Source organism: Niallia sp. 03133, from assembly GCF_052663225.1.
Genome location: NZ_JBQTCY010000008.1, coordinates 111,615 through 124,633, shown reverse-complemented (window position 1 = coordinate 124,633; position 13,019 = coordinate 111,615). Strand labels below are relative to the sequence as shown.

At 35.1% G+C, this 13,019-nt stretch carries 16 protein-coding genes; 3 read left to right on the top strand and 13 right to left on the bottom strand.

Translation table 11 applies throughout. The features are described 5' to 3' along the window. Positions 1-223: 223 nt before the first annotated feature. Positions 224-808, bottom strand: coding sequence for a ComE operon protein 2 (locus ACTYBU_RS12825; protein WP_445490307.1), 585 nt, complete (start codon positions 806-808; stop codon positions 224-226). Between the two features lie 213 nt (positions 809-1,021). Then, on the bottom strand, positions 1,022-1,675 hold the full coding sequence (locus ACTYBU_RS12820; RefSeq protein WP_445490305.1) for a helix-hairpin-helix domain-containing protein: 654 nt from the start codon (positions 1,673-1,675) through the stop codon (positions 1,022-1,024). Positions 1,676-1,761: 86 nt separating this feature from the next. Here ACTYBU_RS12820 and comER point away from each other — a divergent pair, with 86 nt between their 5' ends. Beyond that, positions 1,762-2,595, top strand: coding sequence for a late competence protein ComER (gene comER, locus ACTYBU_RS12815; protein ID WP_445490303.1), 834 nt, complete (start codon positions 1,762-1,764; stop codon positions 2,593-2,595). 141 nt (positions 2,596-2,736) lie between these two features. Here comER and ACTYBU_RS12810 read toward each other — a convergent pair whose 3' ends face one another. The 8 genes from ACTYBU_RS12810 to ACTYBU_RS12775 are packed head-to-tail and all read right to left on the bottom strand — an operon-like array spanning position 2,737 to position 7,772. Continuing rightward, a complete protein-coding gene (locus tag ACTYBU_RS12810; RefSeq protein WP_445490301.1) occupies positions 2,737-3,486 on the bottom strand; it encodes a class I SAM-dependent DNA methyltransferase in 750 nt (249 codons plus the stop codon). Continuing rightward, positions 3,483-3,839, bottom strand: coding sequence for a ribosome silencing factor (gene rsfS / locus ACTYBU_RS12805; RefSeq protein ID WP_445490299.1), 357 nt, complete (start codon positions 3,837-3,839; stop codon positions 3,483-3,485). Before rsfS ends, ACTYBU_RS12810 begins: the two co-directional genes overlap by 4 nt. Positions 3,840-3,843: 4 nt before the next feature. Further along, entirely contained in the window at positions 3,844-4,410 is a 567-nt protein-coding gene (yqeK, locus tag ACTYBU_RS12800; RefSeq protein ID WP_445490297.1) for a bis(5'-nucleosyl)-tetraphosphatase (symmetrical) YqeK, read from the bottom strand. Continuing rightward, entirely contained in the window at positions 4,400-4,972 is a 573-nt protein-coding gene (locus tag ACTYBU_RS12795) for a nicotinate-nucleotide adenylyltransferase (protein WP_445490295.1), read from the bottom strand. Before ACTYBU_RS12795 ends, yqeK begins: the two co-directional genes overlap by 11 nt. Positions 4,973-4,993: 21 nt before the next feature. Further along, complete coding sequence (gene yhbY / locus ACTYBU_RS12790; protein WP_445490294.1) at positions 4,994-5,287, bottom strand: ribosome assembly RNA-binding protein YhbY; 294 nt, start codon at positions 5,285-5,287, stop codon at positions 4,994-4,996. Continuing rightward, positions 5,288-6,118: a shikimate dehydrogenase gene (gene aroE, locus ACTYBU_RS12785; RefSeq protein WP_445490292.1), complete on the bottom strand. Its 831-nt coding sequence runs from the start codon at positions 6,116-6,118 to the stop codon at positions 5,288-5,290. 31 nt (positions 6,119-6,149) lie between these two features. Then, the gene (gene yqeH, locus ACTYBU_RS12780; RefSeq protein ID WP_445490290.1) at positions 6,150-7,253 is read right to left on the bottom strand and encodes a ribosome biogenesis GTPase YqeH; all 1,104 of its coding nucleotides are present in this window, start codon (positions 7,251-7,253) and stop codon (positions 6,150-6,152) included. Further along, on the bottom strand, positions 7,254-7,772 hold the full coding sequence (locus ACTYBU_RS12775) for a YqeG family HAD IIIA-type phosphatase (protein WP_445490533.1): 519 nt from the start codon (positions 7,770-7,772) through the stop codon (positions 7,254-7,256). A 549-nt stretch (positions 7,773-8,321) separates the two neighbouring features. On the opposite strand from ACTYBU_RS12775, the gene ACTYBU_RS12770 reads away from it, so the two are divergent. Further along, complete coding sequence (locus ACTYBU_RS12770) at positions 8,322-8,462, top strand: sporulation histidine kinase inhibitor Sda (protein WP_445490288.1); 141 nt, start codon at positions 8,322-8,324, stop codon at positions 8,460-8,462. A gap of 320 nt (positions 8,463-8,782) precedes the next feature. Here the strand turns inward: ACTYBU_RS12770 and ACTYBU_RS12765 are convergent, their stop codons facing one another. Further along, on the bottom strand, positions 8,783-9,607 hold the full coding sequence (locus tag ACTYBU_RS12765; protein ID WP_445490286.1) for a phosphatidylserine decarboxylase: 825 nt from the start codon (positions 9,605-9,607) through the stop codon (positions 8,783-8,785). 123 nt (positions 9,608-9,730) lie between these two features. On the opposite strand from ACTYBU_RS12765, the gene pssA reads away from it, so the two are divergent. Further along, on the top strand, positions 9,731-10,270 hold the full coding sequence (gene pssA, locus ACTYBU_RS12760) for a CDP-diacylglycerol--serine O-phosphatidyltransferase (RefSeq protein ID WP_445490285.1): 540 nt from the start codon (positions 9,731-9,733) through the stop codon (positions 10,268-10,270). A 236-nt stretch (positions 10,271-10,506) separates the two neighbouring features. Here the strand turns inward: pssA and ACTYBU_RS12755 are convergent, their stop codons facing one another. Continuing rightward, the gene (locus tag ACTYBU_RS12755; RefSeq protein WP_445490283.1) at positions 10,507-12,300 is read right to left on the bottom strand and encodes a M3 family oligoendopeptidase; all 1,794 of its coding nucleotides are present in this window, start codon (positions 12,298-12,300) and stop codon (positions 10,507-10,509) included. Positions 12,301-12,582: 282 nt separating this feature from the next. Further along, positions 12,583-12,789, bottom strand: coding sequence for a hypothetical protein (locus ACTYBU_RS12750; protein WP_445490281.1), 207 nt, complete (start codon positions 12,787-12,789; stop codon positions 12,583-12,585). Between the last annotated feature and the right edge of the window lie 230 nt (positions 12,790-13,019).

Here is a 13,019-nt window from a genome sequence, read left to right as displayed (position 1 = left end):
CCCTATAAAGTGAACCTTTCCATCAGTGGGGGTCTTACTGCCAGTTAAGAGTGGGATAAAATGAAAGAGGTCTTAGAGTGTAGACAAAGTGTTATTAGCACATAATTCAGGATGATCGAACGTCTGTATTTATAGAGATGAACTTTGAGAGGAGTTAACAGATAGTGGCTTGATAATGTGAATCCGAGTAAAGCGAGCGTTTATCAACAGCATGTGACCTCTCCTAAAAGGAAGAGGTCTTAGATGTCTCCATTAAAAATAATTCCTCTGCTTTTTCTTCGATAATTTTCATCTCTTTCTTATCAGTTGTTTTTTTCAGCATACTCACCAGGGATTGTACAAATAATTGTTTCTCTTCTTGCTTTGCATCTAAAATGACTTCTTTACTTATGACTTGAATCATCGATATTCCTGCTTGTTTAAATAATTCAACTGCATAAGGATGATTTTTGTAGTCATTTGCGTAATAAACCGTTTTGATGCCTGCCTGAATAACGGCTTTACAGCACTGTAAACATGGAAAATGCGTAACGTAAATATCTGCTCCTTCTGTTGCTACACCAAATTTTGCGCATTGTAATAGAGCATTCATTTCAGCATGAATCGTTCGAACACAGTGATTATCAATTACATAACACCCTTCGTCTATACAGTGGACTCCACCGGCAATGCTTCCATTATACCCACCTGCAATAATTCGCTTATCTCTTACAATAGTGGCACCCACAGCTAATCTCGTACATGTGCTTCGCAATGCAAGCAGTTCACTTTGTGCCATAAAATACTTGTCCCAAGAAATTCTGTTCATTCTAAATCACCTCTTTACATCTTATTTAAGTAATAGTCCCAACTTATTATGAAATATTTAAAACAGCACTCCGCAATATTAACGTATGGACTATTTATTAGCAAAGTTCTATAGCCCATTATAACGTGCTACCTTCTTTAAAGGTAGCATCAATTCCAGAACCTTTATAACTGAACCCCTTAAAGTTTTTTTGCTCTCTGTTTATCCTTCTATTTACTTCACGGTTACGTACTCTGATAATTTTTCAAATGTTTTTTCCCCGATCCCGCTGATCTTTTTTAAGTCTTCTTTCGTTGAAAACCCACCATTGCTGTCTCTAAATTCAATAATCATTTCTGCTTTTGCCGGACCGATTCCCGGCAAAGTTTCCAAATCCTCTGGAGTAGCACTATTTAAGTCCACCAAATTAGAGGGGCTGCCGTCGACAGCAGCCGATCCTTTATCTGGATCAGTTGAAATCGCCTGAGGATTTTCCTCTCCTTTATACGGAACATAAATAACCATTTCATCTGTTACTTTTAATGCTAAATTTATGGCGCTTTCTTCTCCTTTGTCCTTTATACCTCCTGCTCTTTTAATAACATCAATGATTCTTTCTCTTTCATTTGCTTCATAAACACCAGGATGATTGACAGCTCCTTTTACATCAACCATTATTGCTTCATTCTCTTGGACAGTCTCCTCTTCCTGAGCAACTTTAGGAGCGTTAGCTGGCAGCAGCTCATTTTCCGCCTCGCCTCGTGCTGTTATTTCCCCCTTTTCATTCTGAGAACCTAAACGAATAAAAGGATAGAGAAAATAGGAGATAATGGCCATTATTATTAACCCACTTGCTAAAAAAGATTTATTTTGTTTTATCCAATTCATGTCAATAATTCTTCCTTTCTAGGTATATTCTTTTCAAACATTTCATATCGTTATATGAGAAACCGCTCATTATAGGGGGGAAGAGGATGAAAATAGGAATGATAGGAACAGGAAATATGGGAAGGATACTCGTTGAAGCAATGCTTGACAGCCAGGCCATATCCCCCAAGTCACTCCTGATCCACAATCGGACAAAAAACAAAGCAGAAAAATTAAAAGAAGCCTATACGGACATTGCTGTATATGATGATTGTATAGAGTTAGCCAAGGAAGCTAATCTTGTTTTTCTTTGCATAAAACCACATGATACGTTCACAGTGGCGAAAGAAATTGCTCCATATATTACGAAAGATATGTGTGTAGTTACCATTACCAGCCCCATTAATCCAGAGCAGCTTGAACTTTTTTTTGACTGCTCTGTCGCCAGAATAATTCCCAGCATTACAAACAGAGCACTCTCAGGAGTCTCTTTATTTTCTTTTGGGAATCGTTGCAGCGAGGAGTGGAAAAAGACATTATCGATTCTATTTGAAAAGTTTTCGACGCCATTAATAATTGAAAATAATATTACGAGAGTCTCATCGGATATAGTGAGCTGCGGACCAGCATTTTTCAGCTACTTAACACAACGATTTATTGATGGAGCAGTGGAGGAAACAGACATTGACAGCATTACTGCTACAAAATTAGCTAGTGAGATGTTGATCGGTTTAGGAGAGTTATTAAAAAAAGGATATTATACGCTGCCGACATTACAAGAGAAAGTGTGTGTAAAAGGTGGAATAACAGGAGAAGGAATCAATATACTTGATCAAAAGCTTGGCAATACATTTAATCGATTATTTCAGGCAACGCATCATAAATTTGAAGAGGATTTAGATAAAGTGAAAAAATCAATATTTATAGAAAAAGGCAGATGAGCGTCTGTCTTTTTCTATTTGAATTAATTTCGAGAAAAACAAGTGATATTCCTTCTTTATTTTGCATTTTTTTATGTGACAACTTTTAATTCAAAAAAAAGATGACCCCAATCTTAAATTTCAGATTGGGGTCATCTTTTTTTATATGGCTTTTTTGCAGAAGAAGAAAATCCTTTCTGCATCGTCTTCCAATTTTCCCTCTTGAAAATCAGCTGATACTTTTAATATCTCAAACCCTGCCATTTCCAACCAAGTTTTATACTGTTTCACCGAATAGGTTCGTTGGAAATGCAGCTCATCATAACGGTTGTACTTCCCTCTGTCATTATCCAATTCGAAAAAAGTTAATTCATGTTCAACACTATTTGCATATTCCCCTTCGAAGCATTGCCAAATTAAACTTAACTCTTCATCATTTATGGCATATGTTTGATTGATAAAAAGGGTATTCATTTTATACAAAGAATGCACATCGAATATAAATAATCCATCTTCTTCCAAATGACGATGAACACCAGAAAATGTTGCCATTACATCATCTTCCGTATTCAAATAATTTAAGGAATCACAAAAGATCCCAATAAAATTAAAACACGGCAGACCTTCCAATAAAGACATATCTTGTTCTAAATAAAAGATAGTCTGCCCTGCATCCATGGTTTTTCGATGAGCCACACTAAGCATATCCTCCGAAAGGTCAATACCAGTAACTTGAAAGTCTGCTTCTGCAAGCCTAATGGATAATTCTCCTGTGCCACATGCAAGATCCAAAAGTTTATTTCCTGGTATTTGAAAGTCCTTCTTTGCCTGTACAATTAAGTCAACCCATTTATCATATGGTACATCAGTCATCAACTTATCATATAGATAAGCAAACTTTCCATATGTCATTGACTAATCTCACTTTGTATATTTTCTACCGGCGCATCTCCCCATAATCTTTCCAGATTATAATAAGTTCTTTCATCCCGATGGAAAATGTGAACAACAATGTCCCCTAAGTCTACAAGAACCCATTTTGCTTCCTGATAACCCTCTAAACGCTTAACGTCTACACCCATTTCCGTACATTTATCTTTAATTTCACTTGCAATGGCCTGCACTTGTTTGTCAGAATTCCCATGACAAATAATAAAATAATCAGATACAAGTGAAATACCTTTCATATTAAGAGCAATAATGTTTTCCGCTCTTTTGTCATCAGCTGCTTTTACAGCAGTTAAAAGTAATTTGCGATTTTCCATTCCATCAATCCTCCATTTTCATTACGATGCTGTTATACATTTGAAAAGTTAATGGAAAAACCGGACGATTATTTGATAGTAAAAAATTCATCGTGTTTTTCACAGACTTAATAAATCCTTCGTCAAAACTCTCAGCTGTCAGTATCCTTACTTCTTCTACACCAGGAAACGTTCGTCCTGGTTCTATATAATCAGCTAAATAAACAATTTTTTCCAACATACTCATCCCTGGTCTTCCAGAAGTATGAAATTTAATTGCATCAAGCACGTCCATATCCTGAATGCCTGCTTCTTGTTTAACAAGATAAGCTCCAACAGGTGCATGCCACAACTCAGAATGAAAATCCAATAATTGTGGATCCATCTGCTGCTCAATTATAATTCTTTTCATTTCCTCTTTCGGCCGAAATTTTGCATAATCATGAAATATTGCAGCAAGTTCTGCTTTGCCTACATTTTCTCCATGCTTTTCGGCAAGCTCAACAGCTGTATTCATTACGCCAATCGTATGCAAATAACGCTGTTCGGTTAGGTGCTCCTTTACAATAGCAAGTGCTTGTTCACGTTTCATAAAGGCCATTCTCCTCAATGTAACTCTTTACTTCATCTTTAACTAAATATTGAATGCTCTCTCCTTTTTTCAACCGCGATCGGATTAAATTAGAAGATATGTTAATTGCCGGAACCTCTACATACCGGATTGGATATTCGGTGTCATTCTTATAAGTGGGTCTATTCACACTAATAAATTGAACCATTTTTATTAGTTCTTCTATTTTATACCATTTCGGCAAATATTCAACCATATCGGCACCGATAATAAAATGAAACAGCAAATCTGGGTATGATTCGCTCAATATTTTCATTGTTTCATACGTATAGGACTTGCCTTTTCTGCTAAGCTCAATTGGCTGTACATGAAACTGTTTATGATCTTGGACGGCTAATTGAAGCATTTGCAATCGGTTCTCATTCGAAACAGTTCCTGTTTTTATTTTATGTGGAGGTTCTTGATTTGGCATAAACCAAATCTCATCTAACTTTTCATGATGCAATACTTCATTTGCAATGATGAGATGACCAATATGAGGAGGGTCAAAAGTCCCTCCTAATATTCCTATCTTTTTTTTCAAAGAAATCCCCTCTTTTAGTAATTAAGATGGCAAGTTAATTGTTTTATTTTCTTTTGATTCTTTATATAAAACAATTGTAGATCCAATAAGCTGCACTAATTCGCTTTTTGTTCCTGCCGCAAGTTCAGCTGCCACTGTTTGTTTTTCTTCATCACAATTCTGCAGAATACTTACCTTTAATAACTCTCTCACTTCTAAAGCTTCGCCAATTTGTTTTACCATATTTTCATTTACTCCACCCTTTCCAACTTGGAAGATTGGATTTAAATGATGTGCCTTTGCACGTAAAAATCGTTTTTGTTTCCCTTTAAGCATTTAATTGCCTCCTAATTGTTTTAACACATTTCTTTTCATACGATCTGCATCCGGAAAAATACCTGTCCACTTTTCAAAAGCTAATGCTCCTTGAAAAACAAACATACCTACTCCATTTTGCGTTCTAGCACCCTTGCTTTTCGCATCTTGTAAAATTTTGGTATTCAAAGGATTATATATGATATCACTCACTAATGCCTTTTCGCTTATATTGGAAATATCCAATGGGGATTCTTCCACATTTGGGGACATTCCGATAGAGGTAGTTTGAATAATTAAATCATACTCTCCACAGTTTGCCTCTGCTGTCCATTTATCTACTATTGTAGTATTAACCGAATAAGGACAAGATTCTTTCAGATTCAACGCTTTGTCTAGTGAACGATTGACGATATCTATTCTTTCTACTCCATGATGGGCTAAAGTAAAATAAATGCCTCTTGCCGCACCACCGGAACCAATCATTAATATCTTTTTATCGCGAAGAGTAGTCAACTCAGATAATAGCCCTCTTAAATAACCTGTACCATCTGTATTGTATCCTATCCATTTGCCATTTTCTTTTACAACTGTATTTACTGCACCAATTGCTTCACTTAATGGATCAAGACTATCCAAAAATGGAATAATATCTGTTTTATGCGGCACCGTAACATTAAATCCAGCCACATTCATTTCCCTTAACTGCTGTAACCCTTCTTTCAACATCCCCTTTTTAATATGAACTGCCTTATAAACAGCATCCATACGATAAAATTGAAATAGGTCATTATGCATAACAGGTGACATAGAATGTTGGATTGGATCTCCAATAACCACATATTTCTTCATTTTTAACTCTCCCCATTTTATCTATTTATCATTATATTAATGATTTTCTAACTAATGCGTGAACGCCTTTTGGAACATACACTGATACTTGTACATTCGCTTCATTTACGGTAATCCAGCCTAATCCAGATAAAACAATATCCGTTTTCCCCTCTTTTATCGTAAAGTCATGTCTTATCAACTTCGGAAATTCGTTCCTTTGATCTTTCCGAGGCGGTGTCAGCATTTCACCAACATGTTTTTCATATAATTCATCCGCGTTTTCGGATTTTGTACGGTGAATATTCATTTCATTTGAAAAATAACAAACAAACGCCTGCCGTTCTCCTTTTACAAAATCAAATCGAGCTAATCCTCCAAAAAATAATGTTTGTCCATCATGAAGCTGAAATATTTTTGCTTTTATTTCTTTTTTCGGCGTAATATATTTTAAGTCTTTTTTATCTACATAATGCGCCATTTGGTGATGATTGATAATACCAGGCGTGTCTACTAATGCTTTTCCATCAGCTAAAGGTATTTCAATGATATCCAACGTCGTTCCCGGAAAATGGGAAGTTGTAATGATGTTTTCCTCGCCAGATACTTCTTTTAAAATTCGATTAATGAAGGTTGATTTCCCCACATTTGTACAGCCTACTACATAAACATCTTTTCCTTCACGATAATTCTCAATCGCCTCTAGAACCTCTTGGATCATCTGCCCTTTTTCTGCACTTACTAAATAAACATCCTCTGGTCTCAATCCAAGATCTTTTGCTTCTTTTTTCATCCAATTGATGACTTTTTGTTTTTTAACTGATTTTGGAAGCAAATCCACTTTGTTTCCAACTAGCAGTAGTTTATTTTTGCCAATGAAGCGATGCAGACCTGGAAGCCAACTGCCATTAAAATCAAAAATATCCACAATTTTTACAATTAAACTGTCTCTTTTGCCGATTTCATTTAATATTTTTAAGAAATCACTGTCTGTTAATGACACATCTTGCACTTCATTATAATGTTTTAAACGAAAACATCTTTGACAAATAATTACTTCTTTTTCCAAAGCCGAAGGCGGAGTATACCCTATTTCATCCCGATTGCCTGTTTGTATCTCTACACCACAGCCAATACAATGTATTCTTTCTGACACTTATTGATCCTCCCAAGTTAATTTTCCTTTTTTACGAAACCAATTTAAAATTCTTCTTTCAATTCTGCGGTTTATTCTAGTCATGAATCCATCCGTTTGAGCTACAGGAACGACCAGAATGGTATGGAAGCCACTACTATTTCCTCCGAGAACATCTGTTAATAATTGATCTCCTATTACCACTGTTTCTTCTTTTCGCAGGTTCATTTGCAATAAAGCTTTTTTAAATGCACGCCCCATCGGTTTTCTCGCTGCAAATATAAAAGGTATATTTAATGGATCGGAAAATGCTTTTACTCTTACTTCTTTATTATTTGAAACAATCGTTACTTTTATCTTGTTCCTCTTCATTTCTTCAAACCATTCAATAATTTTCGGTGTAGCAAGTGGACGATCCCATTCTACTAACGTATTATCAAGATCAGTTATAATCCCTTTTACGCCCTTTTCTTTTAAAAGATCGGGAGTAATATCAAAAATGCTTTTAACATGCTGATCTGGTAAAAAATGATTTAACAATTTATATAACACCTCTTTGTCGTAATTGCTTTTTCCGATTGCTATTATGCATTTTTTATATAATTGCGATTCCATTTTCATTATGAACAAAATTATATTATACCTTTTCCTCTGCCTAAAAAGTAGATATGATTATTTTTTTTCAACAAATCAAAATATCTTTCGACAAAATCCGCATTTTTCAACATTTGTGGATAACATTATACACATTTCACACACTGCTTTTTAAACAACTAATTCACTTTTTAACATGTTAATCACAGGTTATCCACTTTTTATTGTGGATAACAGAACAGTTGTTCTAACTATTTATTTTTGTTAAAGTAATGTTATAAGAAAAGCGTACATAATTAACAATCAAGCTTCAGCATAAAATGAATGTAAATAGCTATTCCTACATATCCCGCCCGTTGCCGCTTATATTCCTAAACATGCGGCAATTAGAGCTAAACTACACTTGACTTTAAAAATGAATCGATAATTTATTGGTAAAAAAGGACATGCTTTGCTTTTCAATTATTACTTTAATGAATGGAGGTGTTCTGACATATGCGTAAACTGTCAGATGAATTGTTAATTGAGTCCTATCATAAAGCTAGAGAACTAAATCTTAGTCCGGAATTTATACGTCTCATTGAAACAGAGATTCACCGACGTTCATTAAGTAATAAGATAAGAGTCTCTTCTTAAAAGCCCAATTAATGGGCTTTTATTATCGGGAAATTTTAAATTGCTTAAGAACAAAAGCGCAAGCGCCTTGATCATCGCCGTACAAACCGGAAGGGCTTGACTGAGATAAAGGAAACACGATGAGCGATAGCGAATCGATGTTGACTTATCGTAGGGTGATGACCTGAAGTTTGATAGGCGATAGGCACTGGCCGATTAAGTACGCAACGTCCTGTTGCAACATCGGCACTAGTACATCCTGTACGTCGGAGCTGGATGCGGACCATACTGCTTAGTTATCCACCACTCTATTGTTTATAATTTCCTAAGCAACAAATAAGTCAGTTGCTGATTACAGATTTGCTTTTAACCGTATTATAATCTGCTGTCAAATCGCCAATTACTTCACCTATTTTAACTGCATGCGGGGTAGAAAGGAAGTCTTTGCTTATAAATGCATCTTTTTCAAATAATAAGATTACTGTTGAACCGAAAGAAAAATATGCCATTTCTTCGCCCTTTTGCAGTTGTTCTTCTTTAGAAGACAAGACTATAGAATTTATAAACATTGCTCCTACTTTTACAACTCCAATAATCTGATTATGCTTTGTTTTCACTTCCGTAATCGTTCGATAGTTTTTAGCAAGAGCATTTTTTCCGTATCTTAGTCCCCATTTATTAACAGGATATGATTTCTTTCCGAGTGTCCACTGATTGACTATTTCCCCCTCTACTGGGCTGTGAATGCGATGATAATGACTTGGACTTAAATAAAAGATGATATACATTCCTTCTTTATATTTCTGCACTGCTTGTTCACTTCCGAGCATTTCTGCTATAGAATACACCTTGCCTTTTACATGGATTGTATTATCCGCATAAATAGTTCCGATATCTTCAATGATGGCATCTACAGGGCTGATCACTTCCTTCTCGGCTGACTGGCTGCTCCTCGCCCCTTCTTTTAACTTTCGAATAAAAAATTCATGCAAATTATGATATTCCTCTATATTTTTTTCCATCTCATTTAAATTTATTTGGAATAGCTTTGCGAAAGATGGAATAATAATAGAACTAACCTTGGAATGGGCAAACTTCTCAATCATAGCAGAGCTCCATTGTCCATTTGTTAATTCTATTAATAAACGGTAAATAAATGATCTCAACGAATTAATCCTCCAATAATTTGTAAATTTTTCTTTACGAACAATCATATAGTACATTAAAATTATATATTATTATATAATAAAATAGTTGTATGAAGGTACTTCATACTAGGAGTGAATGGAATGTTTTTACCGGATGTATTAGACCAAACCGTAAAAAAATTAAAAACACAAATAGCTAATTGCCTTACATTAACAAATATATTCTTAGGTGGCTTTTCTATTATTTTCAGCTTAAAAGGGCATATCCAATTAAGTTTGCTATTAATCTTCATCGCTGCCCTTGCTGACAGATTAGACGGCATGGCTGCAAGGAAATTTAATATTGAATCTGAATTAGGCAAACAATTAGATTCCATGAGTGATATTATTTCATTTGGTGCTGCACCTGCACTTTTAATATATCAAGGGATATTATTTGAACTAGGAGCACCTGGTTCCTTTTTTACCGTATTATATATTTGCTGCGGAGCTTTTCGTTTAGCACGATTTAATATCTCCGAAAACAATGGCTACTTTACAGGACTGCCAATTACTGCAGCAGGGTGCATTATTACTTTTTTCAGCTTAGGAATTAATTTTATACCGCCGCATATTTATTTATTTTTAATGTTAATTATGTCCGTCTTAATGATTGGGAACTTTAGATGGCGAAAAATCTAAATTAGAGAAGGAATGATGTCCATTCCTTCTCTTTTTATGCAGAAAATAAGTTTGCTTCCAAGACAAATTGTAATCGATCTCAATAAACGGAAAATGGATAAAATACCCTAAAAAGATTTGCGGTTATCTATTTGAAATAACAAAAAGCATAAAAGATTTTCATTAAAATTCAATAAATTTAACGCTTCAGGCTGTCGAGAGAATTCCCAGCCTGAACCTTACATTTTCTATTGAGTTTACTTCGTTAATTCTAAAAATTCTTCTACATCATTTATGCATATTTGAACAGCCTCTTCCCAAAATGCCTCTTCTGTTAAATCAGCATCAAGATGTTTTTTCGCAAGCTCTTCCACTGTCATGCTTGCTGTATCTTTTAATAAAGCAATATAGTTGTCTTCATAGCCTGTTCCCTCTAATAATGCTTTCGCATAAATGCCAAGAGAAAATAAATAGCCAAATGTATAGGGAAAATTATAAAACGGTACACCTGTAATATAAAAATGCAGCTTCGATGCCCAAAAAGTTGGATGATAATCATTTAGCGCTTCTCCATAAGCCTCTTTTTGCGCTAGCAGCATTAATTCATCTAACCTATCTTTGCTTACTATCCCCTTTTTTCGTTCTTCATAAAAAGCCGTTTCAAAGAGAAATCGAGCATGTATGTTCATCAACAACACGATGGAGCGCTGTATTTTATCTTCTAATAGACTTAGTTTTTCTTCATGATCGGAAGCATTTTTCACTGCAGCGTCTGACACAATCATCTCAGCAAATGTAGAAGCTGTCTCTGCGACATTCATCGCGTAATTTCGATTTAATGTATGCATATTTTTCATTGCGTATGTATGAAAGCCATGTCCGAGCTCATGTGCCAGTGTGGAAACATTAGATGGCGTCCCTGAATAGGTCATAAAGATACGGGATTGACCGCTTTCTGGAAAATACGTATGAAAGCCGCCTGGTCTTTTCCCTTGTCTATCTTCTGCTTCAATCCAATTATCTTCAAATGCCCTTTTTGAAAAAGAAGTCAACTCTTTCCCAAATTGAGAAAATTGCTGTAAAATAAATGCAGCGCCTTCTTGATATGTCATCTTAGATTCCACGCTGCTAAGCGGGGCATCTAGATCATACCAACTTAATTTTTCTACACCAAGCAGTTTTGCTTTACGCTCTAAAAATTGTACAAATGGCTTTTTATGTTTGGAAATAACACTCCACATCGAATGCAGCGTTTTTTCCTGCATTCGATTCATATCCAATGGCTCTTTTAAAACATTATTCCATCCTCTTTTTTCATAAATATTTAAACGAAACCCTGCCAAATGATTTAATGTTTTAGCCAATAATACTCCTTTATCATTCCATGCTTTTTCCCATTCAACAAAAACCTCCCTGCGAACCTTTTGATCAGAATTCGAAAATTTATTTGCTGCCTGTCCTACTGATAATAACTTTGTTGTATTTTCTTCTTGAAAAGGAATTTGCACACTGCTGACAATAGTATCGTACATTTGTCCCCAGCCATGGTAGCCGTCTATGCTCAATTTATTTATAAGAGTTTCCTCTTTTTCTGAAAGCTTTTCTATTGCATCATTTCTTCTTTCTGTTAGAACAAATGACAACTCTTTTAACCCTTCCCCTTCTAAAAGAATACTCCATTGCTCATCTTCATAGGAAGAAAATTTGCCATCCAGCGCTGTTAATGCATTTTGAAAAGCAGCACTTAATTCCGCAACCTCTCCTCTTTGTACATCCGCCTCTTCGTCTTTTATATTCTGTGCCTGTAAACAACTGACAAATGCTCCAGCTTGGCGTATTTTTTTTACCACCGACTCAAATAAATTCATTATTTCTTTGACTGTTTTCTGATCTAACTTTCCATTCTTCGGATGGTATTTTAGCACTATATGAGAAAATATGTCGATGTTTTCCTTGGTTGTTTTTAGATGTTCTTTAAATGCCGACGAACAGCTTCCTCCTTGAAAAAACACATCCAAATCCCAAACTGAAGAATATACCTCTGCTGCCACTTTATCTCCCCCTATTCTTTGAACTATTATATTATAATTTTATTATTTTAATATTTCTAATAACTACTCTCCATGCCTGCAATTTTGCATCACCCAAAACATTTTCTTTTTTTGGCTGTTTTCGTATAGATTGTTGCTTTTAAACTTGCAGCCTGCATACACTTAACTTTCTACTTGGAGAAAGCCTTTATTTATATTATAAAAATAAAAAAAATCCCCCATAAAATGAGAAACGATTCTTTTAACTTTTTTTATTTCTTTCATATAGGCTGCTCACTTTTATTAATAAAAACGGCTTCCAATATACCAGAAGCTTCCAAATACTAGTATGACAATAAATAAAATGATAAGCAATGCATACCAAGCACCGCCTGCAGCAGCATAAGGAGCTCCATATATACCAGGAGCTGGATAAGGATATCCTCCTACAGATCCAGGTCCAATGGGCCCACAGGGAATTGCTGAATAAGGACTGCCAAAATCCACCATTTAAACTCCTCCTCTCTATTCTAAACTATTCAACTATTTGCTGCTTGCTTAGGCATTTGTGCTATTAGAAAAATTTTTTTAAATAAAAACCTGCTCTTCTAAAGTGAACAGTGTTCTAAAATTTCCATTTCAAGCTAGAATATGTTTGTATTCAACCTGCTTTCTTCTTTTACTCACCAATAAATAAATATAGAATGAAACGGCATAAGACATGCATAAAATGTAGAAAA